At 59.4% G+C, this 21,345-nt stretch carries 24 protein-coding genes; 8 read left to right on the top strand and 16 right to left on the bottom strand.

The annotated features are described in order from the left end of the window. Window position 1: 1 nt before the first annotated feature. From RRH01S_RS12085 to RRH01S_RS12045, 9 genes are read right to left on the bottom strand one after another with little or no spacing between them, the layout of a single operon-like run. Complete coding sequence (locus tag RRH01S_RS12085) at window positions 2-271, bottom strand: flagellar biosynthetic protein FliQ (RefSeq protein WP_007691384.1); 270 nt, start codon at window positions 269-271, stop codon at window positions 2-4. A 3-nt stretch (window positions 272-274) separates the two neighbouring features. After that, complete coding sequence (sctR, locus tag RRH01S_RS12080) at window positions 275-928, bottom strand: type III secretion system export apparatus subunit SctR (RefSeq protein ID WP_007691386.1); 654 nt, start codon at window positions 926-928, stop codon at window positions 275-277. After that, on the bottom strand, window positions 928-1,938 hold the full coding sequence (sctQ, locus tag RRH01S_RS12075; RefSeq protein ID WP_047525201.1) for a type III secretion system cytoplasmic ring protein SctQ: 1,011 nt from the start codon (window positions 1,936-1,938) through the stop codon (window positions 928-930). The genes sctR and sctQ overlap by 1 nt, the downstream gene beginning before the upstream one ends. Then, window positions 1,935-3,254, bottom strand: coding sequence for a FliI/YscN family ATPase (locus RRH01S_RS12070; protein ID WP_042471917.1), 1,320 nt, complete (start codon window positions 3,252-3,254; stop codon window positions 1,935-1,937). Before RRH01S_RS12070 ends, sctQ begins: the two co-directional genes overlap by 4 nt. After that, window positions 3,247-3,810 carry a type III secretion system stator protein SctL gene (gene sctL / locus RRH01S_RS12065; RefSeq protein ID WP_042471915.1) on the bottom strand — a complete coding sequence of 188 codons (564 nt, stop codon included), beginning with the start codon at window positions 3,808-3,810 and terminating at the stop codon, window positions 3,247-3,249. Before sctL ends, RRH01S_RS12070 begins: the two co-directional genes overlap by 8 nt. Continuing rightward, window positions 3,807-4,424 (bottom strand): hypothetical protein, encoded by a 618-nt coding sequence (locus RRH01S_RS12060; RefSeq protein WP_042471913.1) that lies wholly within the window; start codon window positions 4,422-4,424, stop codon window positions 3,807-3,809. Before RRH01S_RS12060 ends, sctL begins: the two co-directional genes overlap by 4 nt. Beyond that, entirely contained in the window at window positions 4,424-5,239 is an 816-nt protein-coding gene (gene sctJ, locus RRH01S_RS12055; RefSeq protein WP_042471911.1) for a type III secretion system inner membrane ring lipoprotein SctJ, read from the bottom strand. Before sctJ ends, RRH01S_RS12060 begins: the two co-directional genes overlap by 1 nt. Then, window positions 5,236-5,703, bottom strand: coding sequence for a hypothetical protein (locus RRH01S_RS12050; protein ID WP_042471909.1), 468 nt, complete (start codon window positions 5,701-5,703; stop codon window positions 5,236-5,238). Before RRH01S_RS12050 ends, sctJ begins: the two co-directional genes overlap by 4 nt. Before the next feature lie 57 nt (window positions 5,704-5,760). After that, window positions 5,761-6,003 (bottom strand): hypothetical protein, encoded by a 243-nt coding sequence (locus RRH01S_RS12045; RefSeq protein WP_034516654.1) that lies wholly within the window; start codon window positions 6,001-6,003, stop codon window positions 5,761-5,763. A gap of 441 nt (window positions 6,004-6,444) precedes the next feature. Between RRH01S_RS12045 and RRH01S_RS12040 the strand changes: the two genes are divergently transcribed. Beyond that, entirely contained in the window at window positions 6,445-7,425 is a 981-nt protein-coding gene (locus RRH01S_RS12040) for an AraC family transcriptional regulator (RefSeq protein ID WP_007691401.1), read from the top strand. A gap of 12 nt (window positions 7,426-7,437) precedes the next feature. On the opposite strand, the gene RRH01S_RS12035 is transcribed toward RRH01S_RS12040, so the two are convergent. From RRH01S_RS12035 to RRH01S_RS12015, 5 genes are all read right to left on the bottom strand, one after another. Next, window positions 7,438-8,433, bottom strand: coding sequence for an AraC family transcriptional regulator (locus RRH01S_RS12035; RefSeq protein ID WP_007691403.1), 996 nt, complete (start codon window positions 8,431-8,433; stop codon window positions 7,438-7,440). Window positions 8,434-8,660: 227 nt separating this feature from the next. Continuing rightward, window positions 8,661-9,434, bottom strand: coding sequence for a DeoR/GlpR family DNA-binding transcription regulator (locus RRH01S_RS12030; RefSeq protein WP_012650193.1), 774 nt, complete (start codon window positions 9,432-9,434; stop codon window positions 8,661-8,663). A 231-nt stretch (window positions 9,435-9,665) separates the two neighbouring features. Beyond that, window positions 9,666-10,514 (bottom strand): transglutaminase-like domain-containing protein, encoded by an 849-nt coding sequence (locus RRH01S_RS12025; RefSeq protein WP_042471905.1) that lies wholly within the window; start codon window positions 10,512-10,514, stop codon window positions 9,666-9,668. Between the two features lie 83 nt (window positions 10,515-10,597). Continuing rightward, on the bottom strand, window positions 10,598-10,915 hold the full coding sequence (locus RRH01S_RS12020) for a hypothetical protein (protein WP_007691410.1): 318 nt from the start codon (window positions 10,913-10,915) through the stop codon (window positions 10,598-10,600). A 2-nt stretch (window positions 10,916-10,917) separates the two neighbouring features. After that, complete coding sequence (locus tag RRH01S_RS12015; protein ID WP_042471901.1) at window positions 10,918-11,175, bottom strand: hypothetical protein; 258 nt, start codon at window positions 11,173-11,175, stop codon at window positions 10,918-10,920. A gap of 521 nt (window positions 11,176-11,696) precedes the next feature. On the opposite strand from RRH01S_RS12015, the gene RRH01S_RS12010 reads away from it, so the two are divergent. The 4 genes from RRH01S_RS12010 to RRH01S_RS34385 all read left to right on the top strand — a co-directional run bounded on the left by RRH01S_RS12010 (window position 11,697) and on the right by RRH01S_RS34385 (window position 14,394). Next, window positions 11,697-12,014: a co-chaperone GroES gene (locus tag RRH01S_RS12010; RefSeq protein WP_042471895.1), complete on the top strand. Its 318-nt coding sequence runs from the start codon at window positions 11,697-11,699 to the stop codon at window positions 12,012-12,014. A gap of 48 nt (window positions 12,015-12,062) precedes the next feature. Continuing rightward, entirely contained in the window at window positions 12,063-13,697 is a 1,635-nt protein-coding gene (gene groL / locus RRH01S_RS12005) for a chaperonin GroEL (protein ID WP_007691415.1), read from the top strand. Window positions 13,698-13,770: 73 nt separating this feature from the next. Further along, window positions 13,771-14,154 carry a hypothetical protein gene (locus RRH01S_RS12000; RefSeq protein WP_007691418.1) on the top strand — a complete coding sequence of 128 codons (384 nt, stop codon included), beginning with the start codon at window positions 13,771-13,773 and terminating at the stop codon, window positions 14,152-14,154. A gap of 72 nt (window positions 14,155-14,226) precedes the next feature. After that, window positions 14,227-14,394, top strand: coding sequence for a hypothetical protein (locus RRH01S_RS34385; RefSeq protein ID WP_007691420.1), 168 nt, complete (start codon window positions 14,227-14,229; stop codon window positions 14,392-14,394). 76 nt (window positions 14,395-14,470) lie between these two features. Here RRH01S_RS34385 and dctA read toward each other — a convergent pair whose 3' ends face one another. Further along, complete coding sequence (dctA, locus tag RRH01S_RS11995; protein ID WP_374188752.1) at window positions 14,471-15,820, bottom strand: C4-dicarboxylate transporter DctA; 1,350 nt, start codon at window positions 15,818-15,820, stop codon at window positions 14,471-14,473. A gap of 229 nt (window positions 15,821-16,049) precedes the next feature. Here dctA and RRH01S_RS11990 point away from each other — a divergent pair, with 229 nt between their 5' ends. The 3 genes from RRH01S_RS11990 (at window position 16,050) to RRH01S_RS11980 (ending at window position 19,470) form a co-directional block, all read left to right on the top strand. Next, window positions 16,050-17,264, top strand: coding sequence for a LysR family transcriptional regulator (locus RRH01S_RS11990; protein ID WP_007691424.1), 1,215 nt, complete (start codon window positions 16,050-16,052; stop codon window positions 17,262-17,264). A 315-nt stretch (window positions 17,265-17,579) separates the two neighbouring features. Beyond that, window positions 17,580-18,467, top strand: a complete 888-nt coding sequence (locus RRH01S_RS11985; RefSeq protein ID WP_042471891.1) for an amidohydrolase family protein — start codon at window positions 17,580-17,582, stop codon at window positions 18,465-18,467. A 370-nt stretch (window positions 18,468-18,837) separates the two neighbouring features. After that, window positions 18,838-19,470: a TetR family transcriptional regulator gene (locus tag RRH01S_RS11980; RefSeq protein WP_007691433.1), complete on the top strand. Its 633-nt coding sequence runs from the start codon at window positions 18,838-18,840 to the stop codon at window positions 19,468-19,470. Between the two features lie 182 nt (window positions 19,471-19,652). On the opposite strand, the gene RRH01S_RS11975 is transcribed toward RRH01S_RS11980, so the two are convergent. Beyond that, on the bottom strand, window positions 19,653-20,744 hold the full coding sequence (locus RRH01S_RS11975) for a porin (RefSeq protein ID WP_007691436.1): 1,092 nt from the start codon (window positions 20,742-20,744) through the stop codon (window positions 19,653-19,655). Window positions 20,745-21,345: the final 601 nt, after the last annotated feature.

The raw sequence follows: 21,345 nt of genomic DNA, 5'->3' as shown, positions 1-21,345 counted from the left end.
CCTATTGCACCATGGTCGGAAAGTCATTGAATATGTGGATCGAGTGCTCCAGCAAGGGCGTTGCCAGCGCGCGCCCGAAAACGAGCAGCACGAAGGACAGGACGAATATCTTGACGATCTGCGCAATCGTCTGTTCCTGGATCTGCGTTGCCGCCTGGAATATGGCGATCACCAACCCCAGGATTGCCGCGAGGCCAAGCATCGGGCCGGCGAGCGCGAATGTCGCTAGGATCGACGCACCGATTTCCGCCGAGATCTGCTCCTGTCCCATCACTTAGCTCGCATAGGAAAGCACAAGCCCTTCAAGCAGCCGGCGCCAGCCGTCGACGCCGACGAAGAGAAGCAGCTTGAAAGGTGTGGAGACGACCGTCGGCGACATCATCTGCATGCCCAAGGCCACGAGAATGGCCGAGACCGCAAAATCGATCATCAGGAAGGGCAGATACAGCAGAAAACCGATCTCGAAAGCGCGGGTCAGCTCAGAGACGAGAAAGCTCGGCGTCAGGACGGTGATATCGTCGGGGCTGGCAGGCAGGGTCGCGGTATCGCCCCAGATGCGCTGCGACGAGTTGACGAAAAACTGACGAACCTCCTCATCGGAGAATTTCATCATGAAGGCCTTCAACGGCGCACCGACCTCCGAAAGACCGGCCGCCAGACCATTGATCGTATCGAAGTGGACATCAGCGCGCAGAAGGACTTGCCAGCACTGCTGAAGGATCGGGTTCATCACAAAGGCCGACAGCACGATCGCGATGGCAAAGACCAGCAGGTTCGGCGGCGTCTGCTGGATGCCGATAGCATTGCGGACGATCAGAAGCACGACGGCGATCTTGGTAAAGGAGGTGGCCACGACCGCGATGACGGGCAAGATCGAGATGGCGGCCATCGCCGCCAGCCCCTGGGTCAAGGGAAAGGCGGTTTCCATCAGACGTGCAACGCGGTGACGCGGACGGCCGTGAGGCCGTCGAGTGTGACGATCTCGCCGCGGCCGATGATCCGTCCCTGGGTGACGATCTCCACCGCGTCCTGTTTCGGACGGTCGAGCGGGAAGACATGGCCTTCCGCAATGCTCTCCAGTTCCGATAGCGGCAGCTCGATCCGGGCTATATCGAAGACAAGCTTGACGGGAATGTCGCCGATAGACGCGATCGTCGGCGCCCCTTGTAAATCCTGGTCGATTGTTTCATTGCTCATGAAGTGCCTCATTGGTCCATTTGGCCGTGTCAGCAACGGTCCGCACAGCGTCGCGCCCTCGTTCGGCAGCGTGCAGGCCGCCAGAAAATGCTCGCCGGTGACGGCTATTGCGGTCTCGGCCGCCATAGGATCGATCACGATCCCGTCGCCGACCGAAAGCTGCTTGAGTTCGCGCGCGGAGATAACCGCATAGCCGCGCCGGATGGCAACCTCAGCCGTCAGCGCGGCAAGGCGGCGGCGCGGAAGGCGATTGGCCCATCGCCTCAGACCCATCAGCATCGGCTCGGGAAAATAGCCACATAGCGGCAAGGAACGCCCTTGCCATGTGACTTCAAAACCGAAATTGCCAGGTAGTACTTGGGGTGCCGAAGGGCCGACTTCCGCCAAGGCGATCTGCTTGCCGGTCTGCGTTTCGACCCTCTCCAGAACATCCGACAGCAGATATTCCAGCACGGCTACACAGGCAGGTGGCGAAAGACGGTCCCATTGCGCCAGCGGCTCCAACCGGTCGACAAGCAATTTGAGGGTGGCGCCCGGCGCCAGGAGTTCGACCAGCTCTCCCGCAATGGTCAAGCTGAGACGCGCCGGATCGCCCATCCTGTCCATCGCGATATCAGGAGCAAGCGGCCGGATCGCCAGCATGCTGTCGCGGAAGGGGATTTGCCACGGTTCGCGCGCCTGCGGGATTATATGTCCGGAAGATAGGTCCGCGGGCGAGAGGTGATCAAAGGCCGCGTTCATCGGGCCAGCTCCTGCAGCCTGGCGACGGTTTCTTCGAAGGACGGCGCTTTCGCATGTCCGTTGAAAAGAAAATTCCCGATCAGAGTTCGCTTGCGCACGGCTTCATCGATCGCAGCATCGCGCCCCTCCTGATATTCGCCGACGCGAATGAGAAGCTCGACTTCCTTGTAAAGCGCCAGCATCGAGCGCAATCGATCAGACGCTCGCCGGTGCGTTTCCGTCACCACCGCATTCATCGTTCGGCTTCTGCTTGCCAATATGTCGATCGCCGGAAATTGCCCCGCCTGGGCGATCCTGTCGGAAAGAACGATATGGCCGTCGAGAAGCGCGCGGGTTTCTTCGGCGATAGGGTCCGTCCGTTCCTCGCCCTCGACCAGAACGGTGTAAAAAGCCGTCATCGTACCCTCAGCGCTATTGCCGGCGCGCTCGAAGATCTGCGGCAGGAGCGCGAAAACCGAGGGCGGAAAACCGCGCCGCACCGGTGGCTCGCCCGCCGCCAGTCCGATCTCCCGCAGTGCCCGCGCCAGACGTGTGACACTATCGACCACGAGGACGACGCGCTTGCCCCGGCCCCGAAAATGCTCGGCAATTGCCGTGGCGGTCAGCACGGCTTTGAACCGTTCAAGCGCCGGCCGCTCGGACGTCGCCGTGACCAGCACGGCGTTTGATCGCGCCCCGGCAGGCATGACGAATTCGACGAACTCTCCGATTTCGCGGCCGCGCTCGCCGACCAGCGCACAGACGACGACATCGGCGTCGACATTCTTGACGATGTCGGAAACCAGCGTCGATTTGCCGGCGCCAGGCGGTCCGAAAATGCCGATCCGCTGGCCCTCGCCGCAGGTCAAAAGCCCATCTATGGCCGGAATCCCGACGGGCAGATGCCGCGCAACCGGGCGGCGCGCAAGAGGAGCCGGTGGCGACGCATAGAGAGGCTGGCTGGTTTCATCCGCCCGGCCCGCCTCTCCCTCGGCCTTGCGGATGATATTGCCATGCGCGTCGATGACGGCACCGAGCAGGAAGTCTCCGACCGCGATCACCGGCTCGCGCCCTGTCGGGATGACTTCGGTGCGGACCGATATGCCGCGGGTCGCCCCATGCAGCGACAACAGCGCCGTCTCCCCCTCGATGCCGACGACATCGGCAAAGCCGACCTCATCCATTCCCGGCTCGCGCAGCTCGCAGAGTTCGCCGATACGCACGGCTGGAACATTCGCGCGCACCAGCAGACCGGAGACGCTCGTGACCCTGCCGCTCGCGCGGCGCGTTCGCGTCTGGTCGATCGCTTTTTCCAGTCTCGCCAGCGCTTCAACCACGGCCTGCGGCCTCCACGAGCGCGATGATCTGTTCGCGCATGCCGATATGGGCTCGGCTCATCGATGTCTCCATTACCATCTCCTGTCCGGACAACAGGGGGTCGACGAGGATATCGAACGAATGGTTCAACCCTTCGGCGGCACGGCGCACCAGCGCCTCATCTTCCGGCGCCACATAAAGACTGACCGTCTGCGTGGCGGCCGTATCGGCAATTGCCCGGGCGATGATCCGGCGAATGCGATCATCCATGTCCATGGAGCCGACGATCTGTGCTACAGCCTTCAGCACGACCGGGCCGATCCAATGGTCCAGGTCACCCAGCTCCCTCTCGGCCTTGCCGGTGGCTTCGGCAAGAGCCTCGGAAGCCTTGCGCAAACCGTCTGCAAATCCGTCCTGATAGCCGGATTTCCGTGCTTCCTGCCGCTCGTCTTCCGCCTTTACATGCATGTCCGCTGCGGACTGAAGGGCGGCAGCGACAAGATCCGCGGCATCGCGGATCTGCCCGAACTCGGCCGCTGGTATGATCCGCCGTTGGTTAAAGGGGGCTGGTGTCACTGCCGGCTCTCCCACTGAACGATCGCAACGGCCTTGCCGATGGCAAGTGCGGCGGAGCGGATCAGCGATATCGAGCCGCCGTCCCGCCTGCTTTCCCAATCACCAAGCCAGATCGGCGCCAACCCACTGTCGGCCAGCCAAAGACCGAGTATCGCCCAGCCATCCGCTTCGACAAGCCGCCGGACCTCCTCGTCCTCGAAACCGAGCAAGACAGGCGCCGGCGCAGACAGATGAGCGTGGCCGAAGGCGAATGCCAGAACATCGTCACCGAAGATGGCGGTCAGCGCCGCCACTTTGTCCTTGCTCAGCACAGGACCGGCGGCGGCGAGGTGATAGGTCAGGCCTGCTGACAGCGCCGCCTTCCGCTGCATTTGCGGTAAAAGCGTCAGCAGATGACCGGCCTCCACCGGCAGACAGGCGGGATCGCCACCGATCTCGGCGCGTGCATGGAACAGGCGTGACTGCAGCCTCGGTGTCGCATCCAGACGGCGCAGAAGGTCGGCATCGATTTCGCTCAACCACCTTGCTCCACAGCCAGCTCCTGCGAGTGCTGCCCGGCGAACCGCCACATCCCTAAGCGCTGCCTGTTCGCCATGGCTTCCCGCCCGCGTCATCAGCTTTCCTTCCGTCGCGGGAGGAGAAGAATGAGACTGGCGGCAATCGCCAGCAAGGCTGAGCCTGCGATCGAAAGAGTGCGATAATCCAGAAAGGAGGCCAGCCCGTGCGTCGCAGTTGCGATCGCGACCTGCGCGGCCGCCTCCTTGGGTTCGGCACCGGCCGGCGCGGCTCCAGCGAGGGAGCCGATCTCCGACCAGGGGCTGACCACCACCGATACATCTTCGTAGGCGAGACCCCGAACGCTGTTGAGCAGCAAGGACCGGCTCTTCATCTCAATATCAACCAGATTGGCACCGGGTCGGTATTGCAACAGCGCCGAGGCACGCGCCTTTTCCTTGATGAGACCCCGCCCATTGTCTTCCGGAAGCACGATATGCACCCGGGCGGAGGCGACGCCATCCAATGCCGATAGCGTCTCGCCAAGCTGCTGCTCGACCGCATAGGTCATCCTGGCCTTCTGCTCGAGCGGCGTGACCAGAAATCCGTCGCCGGGAAACAGCTCCGCCATCGTGCGATGCGGCAGGCGCGGCAGACCCGCGTCGGAGAGCAGCTCGATTGCCCGCGCATGATCGGTTTCATCAACTGCGATCTTGAAAACATCGCCCTTCTCGCCCGTCACCGTAGCACGGATGCCGGCACGCTCCAGCAGCACTTGCGCATCGCGCGCGTCCCGCTGATCAAGGCCGGTCAGGACATCCTCACTGCAGGCCGACAGAAAGGCAGCACAGACGAGAACGGAGAGGATTCCCGCCGCGCGGCGCAGGAATGACGATGAGAGCGGAAAGGGCATCACCACGGTCGAATCACTCATTGGCCTTGCGTCAGCCGCTTAGAGGACGACATGACAGATTGCGTGAGAGAGGAGATGAGCGTCGTGCCGGTGGCGAATTGCTGAGACTTTTCCAGCCTGTCGATGGCGCTCTCCAGGTTCTCCGTCTTCGCCGGGTGGCCATTGGCCTCACCCGGTTTCTCGACGAACCGCACCAGCGGCGTTTCGGGCACCGTACCCTTCGGCATGATGAAAGAAGTAATGCGATCGAGGAAACTCGAAGTCTTCGTCTCGATCGGCGTGGGATCGAATGCCGGGGCCGCCTCGCTGCCCGGCATGATCTTGCGCAACTGTATGCCAGGCGAGACCGACTGTTCGACTTGAAGGCTCTCCCGATCAGCTCCGATCCGGAGCGAAACGGTCTCCACCGTCTGCAAGGGCGCTCCGGATCCGATCGCATCGGCAGGAGGAACCAAGGCACCTCTGGGAAGGGCATCACCACTCATCGGAAACTCCTTGTACGCAATACGATCCGCTTGGTCAGTGAAAGCGAGGCCGGAGGACTATTCCTGATCGCCCTCGTCGATGGCGTCCTTCGCAAAGTTGAAAAGCGTGTTGTTGAGCATCAGCGTGTTGGAAACCATGCTCGGCAAAAACGCTTCAACCGCAGCATTCAGGACCTCTTTCTCGCTATTGGGATCAACCTTCTTCGTCGTGTCGCTGGTGCTTAACGACGTGGAGCCGGGAGCATCCGCAGGCGTGGCTGGAACCGTCGCCGGACTTGAGGTTACCGCTTCAATCGCCATGCACGTTCTCCATCTGGAAGAGCTGATCAATGCTGCATCAGGTAATATTTCGCCAAAATCATGGTGTCAATTCATTAATTATAATAGATAATTAAAAACCATGGCAAATTATGGAGCATCAATGATGCATCTTTTCGCCAAGCCTGTGCCAAAATTGGATTCTTGTTTAAAAACTACAACAATAAGACACATATAATCCAAAAAGCGAAGATTATATCCGTAAAACGCGCAAATATTTGCTTTATTATTCTTTGTTGATGATATCGAATTCTTGTTTCGAAATGCCAGACTGGGCTGCCGAACAATCCGTTTACCCATATTCCAATTGAATATGCGTCCGCGGGCGCCATTTACGCAGCGTTTACAGGGCGCACCCTAGGCATGAGGGGCATCAATGAACCCTATCGCCATTGATGGGCGCTCCGGCATACGAGGCAAGGCATGAAGTTACCATTGAAACCGGCGATGACCGAAGGAAGCCTTCGCTACAGCGGGAAAGATCCGGATGGATTATCAGAGGCGCTTTCAACGCCGGCATCGACGATAAGGGTCAAAACCACCGCAAAGAAGACCATCTCCTACCGATGCGAATTCGCATCCGCCGGTTCAATCTCTTTCGGCCTGTGCACCTATGACGGCGATTTTCGACTGACGCGTGAGACAGATAGCGGCAAGTTCCTGATGTTCATTCCCTTGAGCGGAGAGGCAAGTTTCAACACCAGCAAGGAGACGTTTGGCTCAAGGCCGGGGCGCGGCTTCATTACCAATGGAATACCGTATGGCGACATGCACATCATGGGGCCGCGACAGCATCTGATCGTGATCCATGATCGAAATGAGATGATCAACCGGCTCAGCGGACTGCTGGAAACACCTGTCGGCGGCAATCTTAACTTCCATCCCGATATCGATCTGGCCGCCGGTCCGGGGCGGATATTGCAGGATCTGGCTGAAGCAACCTTTAGCGGGTTGGCGCAGGATACAGCCTTGCGCCAATCGCCTCTCGCATTGTCAAACCTGACAGGCGCCATAACCAACCTCATTCTGGAGACCGTGCCGCATCGCTTTTCAGAGGCACTTGCCAGGATAGCCCCGGCGCCGGCGCCACGCCATGTCAGGCGTGCCATCGACTTCATGCAGGCCAACCTTATGCGGCCGCTCTCGATTGCCGACATGGCGGCGGTATGCAACGTCAGTGTGCGGTCGCTTCAGAAGGGTTTCCGGGACTTCAAAATGACGACGCCCATGGCATACCTCCAGCATCTTCGACTGGAAGCCGCCCATAGGGAACTTCAGGAAGCAACGCCGGGACTGACTGTCGCGGCAATCGCCCTGAAATGGGGCTTCACCCATTTCGGTCGTTTTGCCGTCGACTACAGGCTTCGATTCGGCCAATTGCCGTCGCAGACCCTGCGACGATAATCCATGCCGGTTTCAGCGGCCATCGGCGCCCACTGAATGCCCGGATCGCAATGTATGCGACGGCAGACAGCCATAACTCTTCCTGTAATCGCCCGAGAAGCGGCCCAGATGGGTGAAACCCCACTTCTGCGCTATGGCAGCGACGGATGTCGCGGGATTTGCCATGATGAGATCCCGATGCGCAGCCTCCATGCGCAGATTGGTCAGATAGGCCATGGGGGACATCCCCTTGAAACGCTTGAAGCCTTCCTGCAGCGATCGAATGCCAACCTGGGAAGCCTGCGCTATGTCGCCGATCGAGATCGGCTGCGAGAGATTGGCCTGCATGAAATCGATGGCACGTCGGATATGCCGGGGAGATGGCAACGCCGGCTGCCGGGCCAACGCGCCTGAAAAACGATGCGGCACGTTTTCAAGCAGCAGGTGGATCAATCCCGTGGACAGACAGGAAAGGGCGGCCGGCGATTGCAGCAGGGAGGCGTCGTCATTCAATCCGGTCGCCAGAATTGTTGTCACGCGGGAAAAGGCCAGTCCGGCCTCAAGGCGCAGGTCGAATTCGGGCGCAAGATCGATCGAGCCAGAGATGGGTTGCTCCAGCATGGCGGACAGTAGCCGGACAACCTCGTTCTGATTGATAATCAGCGAAAGATGCTCGCGGTCCCCCTCGATCACGACATCAGACAGGCTGGTCATATCGATGATCGTGCCTTTGCCGGGTTCGGAAACATGGTGCCGATTGGACGACGATATCATTGCCGCGCCCGAGAGTGGGACGTAGATCAGAAACTTGCTGTCCTCAGCCTTCTGGTGAAACCTCAGCCCCCCCTGATATGCTGCGCGACCAACGCCAAGTGCCTCGGCGGCAACGAAATCATATTCGGCGGAAAATCCCGCATCGCGCAGGGCCTCGACCCTTGCTGGAGCCTTGCAACGGCTCAGTATCTCAGAAAATTCATCCGCGTCGTTGCCCCTGAAGGTTAAGGACGAACCAGGTTTCTCGCGCTGCATTCCGGTGTTCCCGAACTAGAATGAGATGAAAGCGCTGGGCAATATTGCCGTCGCGCTTATCCAGAGACGCCCCACCGTCCACTTCCTTGCCAACATTATCACACTAAATGTGTAGTTTTTATTTTTTGTTTATTTAAGAACATAAAATTTTCGTTTTACAACAAAAAAATCCGGCGCAGAGATTTTCCGCGCTGGATCAACCGCTCGCTCAGTCAGTTCAAATGATTTCAGGCGATATGCAGCCGGACGCCCGAAGCTCCGATCACTCGCTCCAGAGCCCCGTCCGGGGGCAAGTCCGTGACAAAATCCGAAACTTCCGTGATCGATCCCAGCGACACGAGTGCTGCTCGATGGAATTTGCTGGAATCGGCAACGAGCATGACGGAGCGAGCCTGGCCAATCGCGACACGCACGATATCGACTTCGTTTTGATCGTCGTCCCCGATACTGCCGTCTTCTTCGATACCGCTGACGGCAATGACCGCGACATCGAACCGGAACCGCCGCACGAACTCGACCATCGCATCGCCGATAACGCTACCATCCACATGGCGGACGAAACCGCCCGGAACGGCAATGGTGAAATCCGTTCGATCCATCAGGATCATCGCGGCGCGCAGACTGTAGGTGACAACCTTCAATCCTTTACGCTCGGCAAGCGCCTCCGCGACCGCCTCGCAGGTCGAGCCTGCGTCGAGAAAAAGCGTCGCGCCATTCGGCACGAGCTCCGCCGCGCGGCGGGCAATCCGGCGCTTCACGTCAACCTTGTCGACACGCCGCTGACGATAGGTGCCAGGATCGATCGGACTCGCAAGGGCGGCCCCGCCATGGTAGCGGCGCACCTTCCCACTATCCGACAGATCAGCAATGTCGCGCCGGATCGTCTGCGGCGTGACGGAAAGTGCAGCCGTCAACTCCTCGACCGAGGCATAGCCCGTTTTTTCGAGGAGGCGCAGTAAAGCCCGTTGGCGGATCGCCCTTTTCTTCAGATTATAGTCCATTGGCGTCACGTAATTCCAAGTCCAGCACCTCGAATCCCAACATCATGCGCCGTCCGAGACACCCTTATTTGTCGTCAGACCAAAGATGAAAGCAAGATGTTCCTGTCGATGCCGAGTAGACTTTTTATGGAATCGGATCGCTGCACTATTCCACTACAACGAGCACTCTCTTCCGGCTCACGCTTGTGGAGAGCCGTCGAAAGCAAACGCAACAGAATTGGGAGCGACGTCTCATTGCCCGGAATTGAACGCGGGTGCGCTCATTCCTGAGCTGAGGCTCTCCACTTCGTAGGTCCAGACCCGGAATGCCTTCAGCACATGCGGTCCGAAGGAATTGATGAGCGGGATATCGGCGGCATCGCGGCCCCGCGCCACGACGATACGGCCGATCCGCGGCTTGTTGTTGCGCGGATCGAACGTATGCCATGTTCCATCGAGAAAGACTTCCATCCAGGCACTGAAATCCATCGGATCGACGACGGGAACGCCGATGTCACCGAGATGGCCGTTGACATATCGGGTGGGAATGTTGAGGCAGCGGCAGAGCGTGACGGCCAGATGTGCGTAGTCACGGCAAACGCCGACACGCTCGTGGAACGCCTCGAATGCCGTCCGCGTCGATCGCGCCTGCATATAGTCAAAGCGGATGTGGCCGTGAACGAAATCGCAAATGGCCTGCACGCGCGCCCAGCCGGGCGGTGTCGCGCCAAACGTATCCCAGGCAAATTGGCTCAGCCGATCGGTTTCGCAATAGCGGCTGCCCATGAGATAGACGAGACAATCATCCGGTAAATCGGAAACCGGGACCTCCCGAGCATCGGGCAGTATCCTGTCCGTCTTGCCGTCATCCTCGATCGTGGCGTCGCCCCAGATCGTCAGGTCACCCACCGGTGCGACAAGCCGGAGGCACCGGTTGCCAAAGAGATCATGGTACGTCGATGTCGGGACGTCGGGGGTGGTAAATACAGTTTCCGGCGCTCTGATATCCGCAGCGCGATCGTCGTGGACCGACAGCAGGCAAACCAGGGCCGTCGGCTGCTGGCAGGTCAGGGTCATTTCGTAACCGTAGCGGATCAGCATAAAGAGGGCTCCTGTGCAGCAAGGCTAACAAGCATGTGGACGTTCAGATTTCGGCGGCACTTTTCGTGTTTGGCTTTCTCGTTTCACGAGAGCCATGGTTTCGCTCCCTGAGCATGACCGAAAGTCTTCTCCATGAGGGTCTCTCTGCCACCGGATGAAGCGCGCGCCGATTCCAGCTGGTCCTCCATCATTACCCGTTCATGAGGCTCGTCCTCATTGCGGATGCGGTATTGCAGCACATTGCCTCTCGGCGGCAGCGTACCGGTGATACGGTAGGTGCTTCTGAATTTGGGCGCGGCCATGCCGGGGGCCTTTCTTATCCAGACGGCCTGTCCCACGGCAAAAAGATGCATGGCGGGATCGCGTCGGATCGGATGGGCACCGCTTTTTGTATCGGTCATGATTATTTATGGTCCTTTTCGAGTGCGATTTCGAGATCCGCTGGATTGATCGATACCATTTGGTGCTTTGCTCCCTGCGTGGCCATTGCCGGCAGATGAATGAAGGTGCCGACGCCTCGCCAGGCAAGCCACGAGATTCCCTCGATGACTTCCTCGTCGTGATCGACGCGGTATTCGCCGGCCGGTTGCGGCGCGTCGAACCCAGGCAACAGGAATGGGAACGAAAAGCTAACGACGGTTTGCGTGGTGCGGTTGGTCATGGCGCGGCTCTCCGCTGGAAGACGCCGATGCATCTCCCTGCACTATTCTCATCGGAACTGGAACGATCCGGACTCGGCCGGTACATCCAAGGTCCGTGCGAGGGATCATCGAAGGTTCGGACAGTGCGACGGGCGCTGGAACGGCGCTATGCGTTCGCTATCGAGAACTCGGTGACGCAGGCGGGTCGTTAAGTCTCAGACACCGCGAAAGCCGGAAAAGCTCAAATAATTGAACCCTACACATACGACTTCATTGGGGCTCAATCAAGGATAATTCAGATTTCATTGCGAATATTCATCAATAAAATTCAAAAATCTCAAAATAAAATACTGAATTAATATCCATATAATTGGCGCCAATCATCTAATGTAGGTTATAATCGGGAGCAGAATATCAAATTTATATTTCATAATAATTTCCACATGTGCGCAATATTTCTTGGCACTCCTATCTATCGAGTGCCACAAGTGCTATTTAGGAACATCAGCCGCCATAAGCACCGGCTGCAGAAAGAACCCCTATGAAATTCCGTCCACTCCACGATCGCGTCGTCATTCGGCGCGCGGAAGGCGATCTCAAATCCAAGGGCGGGATCATCATTCCAGACACCGCCAAGGAAAAGCCGCAGGAAGGCGAAGTCATCGCCGTTGGTCCGGGCGTCCGCAATGAAGGCGGCGCGTTGATCCCACTCGACGTCAAGACCGGCGACACGATCCTGTTCGGCAAATGGTCCGGAACCGAGATCAAGATCGATGGCGAGGAACTCCTCATCATGAAGGAGGCCGACATCATGGGTATCGTCGGAAACACCGATGCGGCCGCCCAAAAAGTCGCCTGACGGCCGATCTCCGACCCTACAATTTCAAGACTGAACTGGATAAACGCCATGACCGCCAAACAAATCAGATTCTCCGCCGATGCGCGCGATCGCATGCTCCGCGGCGTCGAGCTGCTCAACAATGCCGTCAAGGTGACGCTTGGCCCCAAGGGCCGCAATGTCGTAATCGCCAGCGCCTATGGTGCGCCGCGCATCACCAAGGACGGCGTCACCGTCGCCAAGGAAATCGAGCTGGAAGACAAGTTCGAGAACATGGGCGCGCAAATGGTGCGCGAAGTGGCCTCGAAGACCAATGACCTCGCCGGCGACGGCACGACGACTGCGACGGTGCTCGCCGCCTCCATCCTGCGCGAGGGCATCAAGCTCGTTGCCGTCGGCATGAACCCGATGGACCTCAAGCGCGGCATCGACATTGCCGTTGCCGCCGTCGTCAAGGAAATCCAGGCGCGCGCCAAGAAGGTCCAGTCCTCCGGCGAGATCGCCCAGGTCGGCACCATCGCCGCCAATGGCGACGCGAGCGTCGGCGAGATGATCGCCAAGGCAATGGACAAGGTCGGCAACGAGGGCGTCATCACGGTCGAGGAGGCGAGAACCGCCGACACGGAACTCGACGTCGTCGAGGGCATGCAGTTCGATCGCGGTTACCTGTCGCCCTATTTCGTCACCAATGCCGAGAAGATGCGCGTCGAGCTTGAGGATCCCTACATTCTCCTTCATGAGAAGAAGCTCGGCAATCTGCAGGCGATGCTGCCGATCCTTGAAGCCGTGGTGCAGAGCGGCCAGCCGCTGTTGATCATCTCGGAAGATGTGGAAGGCGAAGCGCTGGCGACATTGGTCGTCAACAAGCTGCGTGGCGGCCTGAAGGTCGCGGCCGTCAAGGCTCCGGGCTTCGGTGATCGCCGCAAGGCGATGCTGGAGGATATTGCCGTCCTCACCGCCGGTCAGGTGATCTCCGAAGATCTTGGCATCAAGCTCGAGAATATCACCATCGACATGCTGGGACGCGCCAAGCGCGTGCTGATCGAGAAGGACACGACCACCATCATCGACGGTTCCGGTGAGAAGGTAGCTATCCAGGCGCGCGTCCAGCAGATCAAGGCGCAGATCGAGGATACGACCAGCGACTACGACAAGGAAAAGCTGCAGGAGCGGCTGGCAAAGCTTGCCGGTGGCGTCGCGGTGATCCGTGTCGGCGGCGTGACCGAGATCGAAGTCAAGGAAAAGAAGGACCGCATCGATGATGCTCTGAACGCCACCCGTGCGGCGGTCGAAGAAGGCATCGTGCCCGGCGGCGGCGTGGCACTGCTGCGCGCAAAGTCGGCTCTGACAGGTCTGACGGGCGAAAATGCCGACATGACGGCCGGCATCTCGATCGTGTTGCGCGCGCTTGAAGCTCCGATCCGGCAGATCGCCGACAATGCCGGCGTCGAGGGCTCGATCGTTGTCGGAAAGCTCATCGACAGCACCGATCACAATCAGGGTTTCGACGCACAGACGGAAACCTATGTCGACATGGTCAAGGCCGGTATCGTCGATCCCGCCAAGGTCGTGCGGACCGCTCTGCAGGACGCGGGCTCGATCGCAGCACTTCTGATCACAGCCGAGGCGATGATCGCGGACATTCCGGCAAGAGAATCCGCCCAGACGGCCGGAAATGGCGACATGGGTGGCATGGGATACTGACACCAGCGCCTGCACCGCTCGGCCAGCCTAGTCGGCGGCGGAACTTGAACAACCCTAGACAAGGAAAATTGCCATGGCCGTGCAAAGCGCATCGATCGCGCAGCGTTTCGAAAGCTATCAGCCATCCAAAACGTTGCTCGTATGGGCCTGCATCGTCGCCGCGGTCGCCACCATGATCGTCGGCTTCAGCTGGGGCGGCTGGGTTACGGGCGGCACGTCGCGCACCGCAGCGGCGACAGCCGGCGTCGTTGCGCGCGGGGAACTGGCATCCGCCATATGCGTTCAGCGCTTCAACGCAGCACCGGATGCGGCCTCGAAACTCATCGATTTCAAGGCCATTCCCGATAGCTACAAGAAGCGCCAGTTCGTCGAAACCGGCGGTTGGGCAATGATGCCCGGCGAGACCACACCCGAGAGCCGCAATGTCGAGGGCTGCGCTATCGCCCTCGCCATGTAAGACTTTCGTTTCAGAAGCGCCCCCACATTTGTGGGGAGCGCTTTTTCAATCTGTCAGCGCAGGAGAACGACAATGATCCGTTTCGAGAAAAAGGCCGACCCGAAGCCCTTGCCGAAGGACGTCGAGGACAAGCGCCCCGACAAAATCCACGAAACAGCAGTCGAAGAGCCCAAGAAATCCGGCGCGGACGGCGCACGGTCCCGTGCACGGCAACCGACTGAAGACGACCGCCTTCTCTGACAGCGTCTTTCAGAAACTCGCTTGCTCTTGGAATGCGTCCGGATTGCAGGAGGTAAGCCATCCGATATGTCCGTGGTTACGCGGTGGCGAGGTGTCGGCGCCGCTGGGATGCTGTGCCTATCGTCTCTGCGAGGCGAGTTTCGTCGATCGCCCCTTCCCATCTGGCAATGACGATCGTCGCCAGGCAATTGCCGATCAGGTTCACGAAGGTCAGCCCCTCGGCCAGAATGCGGTGAATGCCCAGGATAAGCGCGATGCTTGCGACGGGGATGATGCCCGTGGTGTTCAGCGTCGCCGCCAGCACGACGAACGCGGCACCCGCCACGCCGGCCGCACCCTTGGACGTCAGCAACAGCACCGCGATCAGACCAAGCTCGTGCCAAAGGGTCAGATGCGTGTTCGTTGCCTGGGCCAGAAACACCACCACCGTCGTCAGGTAAAGGCAGGTACCGTCGAGATTAAAAGAGTAACCGGCGGGCACGACGAAGCCGACGACGCTCTCCTCGCAGCCCACGTCCCGCATCTTCTGTATGACGCGCGGCAACACCGTCTCGGTGGAGGTCGTCGCGGCGACGATCACGATCTCCTCACGCATATAGACCAGCAGCTTCCAGAGGCTGACGCCCACCCAGTGCGCGACCAGCCCGAGCACGATCGCCGTGAAAAGCGCACAGACGATAAAGAACTCGACAATCAATTCGCCAAGCGCCAGCAACGACCCCGATCCGAATCGGCCGACCGTAAAAGCGATCGCACCGAAGGCGCCGATCGGCGCAAAATACATGACGTAGCCAACGATCTTGAAGAAGGCACTCGACAGGCTTTCGATCAGTGCAAAAGCCGGCTTTCCACGCTCGCCGATCGCAGCCAGCGCAATCCCAAACAGCACCGAGACGAACAGAACCTGGAGTACTTCGCCCTCGGTGAAGGCAGAGGCGTAGGTCTTGGGGATGATATGAAGCAGGTAGCCGGAGATGCTTTGCTCATGGGCGGTCGCGATGTAGCTGGCGATCGCCTTGGTATCGAGCATTGCCGGGTCGATGTTCATGTCTGCGCCCGGCCGCCACAGATCGGCCGCCACGAGTGCAAAGACGAGGGCAAAAATGGTGATTGCCTCGAAATAAATGATCGATTTCAACGCGAGCCGGCCGACGCGCTTCATGTCCGTCATGCTGGCAATGCCATGCACCACCGTGCAGAAGATCACCGGCCCGATCATGATGCGGATGAGCGAGATGAAGGCATCGCCGAACGGCTTCATCGAGGCTCCGAATTCCGGCCAGAAATGGCCGACAATCACGCCCGCCGCCGTGCCGATCAGCACCTGGAACCAAAGCTGGCCCGCAATACCGAAACGCCTCGACTTGGGCGTCAAAGGCGGCGTCTTCACGTCACTCTGCTTCTCGCTTACGAGACCGTCCATCATCTCTCCTCCCCCATTTCATGTTTCCTCGAGCGAAGGCACCGGTGATCGAACAGCCCGCCATTCGCACCATCCTCCGCTCCCGTCGCCTCGCCCCGAGCGGATATTCGCAAAATCCTCACCGCCGCCGGAGAAACCTTCAGCGATCAATCCTCCTATAGCTGCCTGCCATTGCCCCGGGACGCCACACGGAATCTTGTCCTGGATATAAGCTGCTGCTATAGATGCTCACATGGTTTCCACCTTCGATTTGAGTTTGCGCCACCTCGATGCGGCATTGGCGGTGCTGCGCCAAGGGAGCATCAGCGGCGCTTCCGCTGCCGTGAACCTCTCTCAACCGGCATTGACGCAGGCGCTGGCCAAACTGGAAGCGCTGCTCGGCCATCGCCTCTTCGATCGCCAGCCGAGCGGCGCGTCTCCCACGCAGGCAGGCCATCTCTTCCTTGCCCGCGTCGAACGGGGGCTGGAGCGCATCATCGACAGTGGGCGCAGGCTGCGCCGTTCGGCGCGGCTGAAGCCGATCGCCTATCTGGAGCGCCTGGTGTCCATGGGGCAGTTTCATGCACTTGCTGCGGTCGAGAAGGCCGGCAGTTATTCTCTGGCTGCCCGTGAAATTGGCCTCTCCCAGCCATCCGTGCATCGGGCTGTCAAGGAACTGGAGGCAATCCTGGGCCTGCCCCTGGTGTTCCGGGCGGGTCGGTCCATGCGGCCGACCCCGGCGGGTATGCGGCTGGTTTCGGCGATCCGGTTGATGGCAGCTGAGCTCCAGGCTGGTTTCGACGAGTTGGCCGCGCTGGAACAGGCGGGTGCTGGTACCATCAGGATCGGCGCCCTGCCCCTCCCGCGGGCTGGATTGCTGCCTGAGGCGCTCGCCGGTTTCACACGCAATCATCCCTACACTGCCATCACGATCATCGAAGGACCTTATTCCGATCTGCTGGCGGCGCTGCGCAATGGAGAAATCGACATGGTGGTCGGCGCACTTCGCGATCCCGCGCCGACGCGCGATATCCTCCAGCGGCCGCTGTTTGAGGACGACCTGTTCATCGTCGCGCGATCTCGCCACCCGCTTGCTGGCTCCAGCGATCCCGATCCCGCAGATCTGGCGAATTATCCCTGGGTGATCGGCGCACAGGGCTCGCCCATGCGCGCGCGGTGGGAGGCACTGTTCATCGACCCCGCGCTGCCGGCAAGGCGGATCGAATGCAGCTCCATCCTGATGGCGCGCTGGCTCCTGCTGGATGGAGACTGGCTTGCCCTGATGTCCACCGACCAGTTCCGGATCGAGCAGGCATCGGGACTGCTCGCGCCGATCGGAGGCCCCGTTCAAGGCTCCCGCCGCCAGATCGGCGTAACCACCCGCGCCGACTGGCTGCCGACGGCTGCACAGGCTGATCTGCTAAGCGAATTGACCATCGCCGGCGCAAAGCGATCTTCAGGAATTTGAATAGCCCCTGACCGCTTCCGATACGCCCATACGCTGGCATTATGGGTAAAAACGGCGCGGGAGAGACGATGACGATAGCTCTTGTCAGATTCGGCGAAGCCGCGAAACAGGTTGGGGAACTCCCGGCCGAACATCGTCCGCGCCCTCGATATCGCATCTCTTCCCGAAGTCTCGACACCATTCTCCACGCGACAGGAACATCTCGCGCATGATCATCGATTGTCACGACCATCACGCCGCCGCCGCACCTTTCGACGCGAGGAGCGCGGAAAACAATATCATGGATGCCGACGCCCAAGCTGAGGTGCGCAGCCTATGAGTGCCTTCACGATGGACGCCGACTGGCTCAGCTTCGATCCCACGCCTTCCAGGCCGGCCTTCCAACTGCCGGCGGGTGCGGTGGACGCGCATTGCCACGTCTTCGGGCCTGGCGATGTCTTCCCCTATGCACCGGAACGCAAATACACCCCCTGCGATGCCGGCAAGGACAAGCTGTTCACGCTCAGGGATTTCCTCGGCTTCGAGCGCAATGTGATCGTGCAGGCGACGTGCCATGGTGCCGACAACCGTGCGCTGGTCGACGCGCTTCGCACCGCCAATGGACGAGCTCGTGGCGTTGCGACGGTTCGCCCCGACGTGACCGAGGAGGCACTTGCCGAGATGGATGCGGCCGGCGTGCGTGGTGTGCGCTTCAACTTCGTTCGCCGGCTCGTGGATCCGAAGCCGGACGCCTATTATCGCGGCATCATCGAGCGTATCGCGCCGCTCGGCTGGCACATCGTCATCTATTTCGAGGCGGCAGATCTTGAAGAGCGCTGGGATTTCTTCACCAGCCTGCCCACCACGGTCGTCGTCGATCATATGGGCCGGCCCGACGTTACGAAACCAGTCGATGGTCCGGAATTCGGTCGCTTCGTGGCTCTGATGGAGCGCGACAACATCTGGTCCAAGGTCAGCTGCCCCGAGCGTCTCTCCAAGAGCGGCCCGCCGGACTATGACGATGTCGTCCCTTTCGCGCGCACTCTGGTCGAGCGCTTCCCAGACCGCGTGCTGTGGGGGACGGACTGGCCGCATCCCAATATGAAGAATCACATGCCCGATGACGGAGCATTGGTCGACTTCATCCCCCGCATCGCGCCGACCGAGACGCTGCAGCGCAAGCTGCTCGTCGACAATCCGATGCGGCTCTATTGGCAGCTCTAGGGTCCCGCTCGTGTTTGTTCGGGCGACTTCCCCATGATTCCCATCCGTCGTGAACAAGGCCGGCATAAAAGCGGGCAGATGTCGAAGTCGCATAGACGCGAATCTCAGCGGTGGCCGCGCCGCTACTATCACATGCACCGGCGGAACGGGCCAAGATGGCGGGATTGGTCTTGCAGGAGCTTGAAAACGTCTGTCGTTGGGCAAGATACGAGACTCCGCCGGCTTGCAACCCAAAAAATGTGCGCGGCATGCGACAGTCGGCCGGTGGTACGACATAAGCAATATTGTCAATAAAATAATCGACGCTATGACTATAATGTGGGGCTTCGGTCAGGGGGGCGCTTGGACGTTAGTTTTAGTGGAGAATTAGATGAGGCGCACAAAGGAGGAGGCGGCGGAAACGCGACGTGTAATATTGCATTCGGCGGAAACGTTGTTTCTCGACAACGGATATGAAAATGTCACGCTGGAAGAAATAGCCGTCGCCGCTGGCGTCACACGCGGAGCAGTTCACTGGCATTTCAGAAACAAGCAGGGCCTTTTGCTTGCGATCCGCGATGAGGCACGGCAGCCGTTTCGGGATCTAGCGGAGCGGGTATCCGAAGAGCACCCCCCCAATCCGCTCGAACTGGTCGTCGATACAATTTCGGCGATCTTCGCAGAGCTTCAACAGGATCCACGCAAACGCGGGATGCTGAAAGTCATCATGTATCTCGACATGTCGTTCGCTGACTGTGACAGCGGCACGTCTTTTCGGCATGAAATGCAGGAACACTTTGCGAGGATCTTCTGTTCCATGAGCACGGCTAACGCCTTGCCCTGTCCATGGACGCCGGAGACCGCTGCTTCCACGTTGACTGCGGCAATTGGCGGACTGGTCTACGAATGGGCTCTCGACAAGGGCGACTTTGACTTGGCGCCTTGTGGGCAAGCCCTCATCAACATGATCCTCACCGCCTGGTTTCCGAAACATGAAGTGCAGAACATGGCGGCAACGACTTGAGATCGAATTGAGCTGATCGAAATCCAGGCTAGCCCGGCTGCAAGTGCTTAATTGAGAAGGATCCGGTAGGGAAAACCGGATCCTTCCTTCTTTGATCGGAGGTCAACCGATCAATGTGAGAAGCCTGGCGGATTGGAAACGACAGGCTTCTCTTATCCGGTACGAGTCCGGATAACTTTGGATTAGAAGCTGCGCTGGAAGCGCAGGATACCAGCCCACTGATCTGCATTGACGGAATCGAAGTTCGTGTAGGAAACTTCCGGTTCGATCAGCAGGTTCTTGACCGGGTTGAACTTGACGTTCGTGGTCGCGGCAAAGATCTTCGAGTCGGTGTAGGCGAGCTGCAGGTTCCACTTCAGCTTTTCGTTGATCGGAACGCCAACGCCGCCCCAAACTGCCCAGTCGCCCCAACCGCACTTCGACTCATCATTAACGGGGCAAGCAGAACGATCGAGGTTCGTGCCGGCATACTTGTTCAGCTTGTTGCCGTCGGTGTTGTAGCCACCCATCAAGAAGGCCGAGAACGCGCCGAAGTCGGCATCGACACGAGCCTTGACAGCACCTTCTTCGACGATGGAGTCATAACCACCGACGACCTTGAAGGCCCATGCACCGGTCTTGTAGCCAATACCGGCAACAGCGTCAGGCGCGTAATGGTTCGCCTTGTCGTCGGCCCACCAGCTCGATCCATAAGAGGCATCCGAGCCGCTGGAGTTGCTGTCTTCCAGCGAGATCACAGCCGTGAAGCCGTTGCCGGCATCGTAGTTGTAGGTCAACTGGTTGAGTTCGTACGGGCCGTCATAGATCACGTCGTCGTTGATGACGTCGCCAGCGTAACCCACAAAGAGGTTGTACTGCGAGTCGAGCTTACCAACGGTGAAGCCGCCGAGGCTGATATTGGCGAACAGCAGCTTCGTGCTGGTCGAATTGCCTTCTTCCCAGTCCCAACGGAAGACAGAATTGGTCTTCAGCGGACCGTATTCAGTGTCGGTAGCTGTATCGAGGCTCAATTCCGCACGGGTGTGCCAGAGCGTGCCGGTGCGGTTGGTCGGGCTGTACGCATCGTACCACTTGCCTTCGGTACGAACCATGCCGCCGATCTTGAGGCAGGTTTCCGTGCCCGGAATGAAGAAGTAGCCGGCGCCGTATGCGTCGCAAATGCGAACATATTCAAGCGGTTCCGGTTCAGCAGCAACGATAGCATCGGCCGCATGAGCCCCTGAAACTGCAGCAAGCGAAGCAGCAGAGCTGATCAGAAGACTTTTCAAATTCATAGTGAACTCCTGGTTGTATTATGCATTTCAGACGCTTCCGCGAGCATGGAGCTACATTCGCCGCTTACGAGAAGCGACGCCGTATAAATGCGATCAAGTAAGTCCGCGATACGCTCCCCAGTGCCGGAGTCAGGCCCGTCGGACCTTCCCCATTCCCCTCGTGGCAACAGCCTTGAAATGCCCCTACCGATCCGGCCGAATGTTCGACCGCAAGACAAATTATGTCCTAACCATGACTTACAAACGGACCGTATGTTTGTCAATTATATGAAGCGTGCTTTGACATCTACCTGCGCCGCCGTTGCCAAAATGCAACTATCTGCATCACCCTCGGCGCCGGCACTACCAATAATCAACGGGAATTGGCCCTGTCCGAACCGGGTGCGACAGTCCTCCGGCCGGCATGCCGCCCAGGGAATCGGAAAAGATGGTCACTGCGCCGCCCCATTTGATCGGAAATTGTTCCGATGCCGAATCGGGGACGACGCAGCCCATGACGGGGGGTCACCGGCATCCGATACACCCCTTAAGGTGCCAGAGCTCCACATTTCAGAAAGTAGTCCGGAGATACTCCGTTCTCTCTTTCCATTTGGCGAGCGAT

The sequence above is a fragment of the Rhizobium rhizogenes NBRC 13257 genome, from assembly GCF_000696095.1.
Taxonomy (GTDB): domain Bacteria; phylum Pseudomonadota; class Alphaproteobacteria; order Rhizobiales; family Rhizobiaceae; genus Rhizobium; species Rhizobium rhizogenes.
Note: the sequence above shows the minus strand (reverse complement) of the source record. Positions and strands in the feature narration are given on the sequence as shown.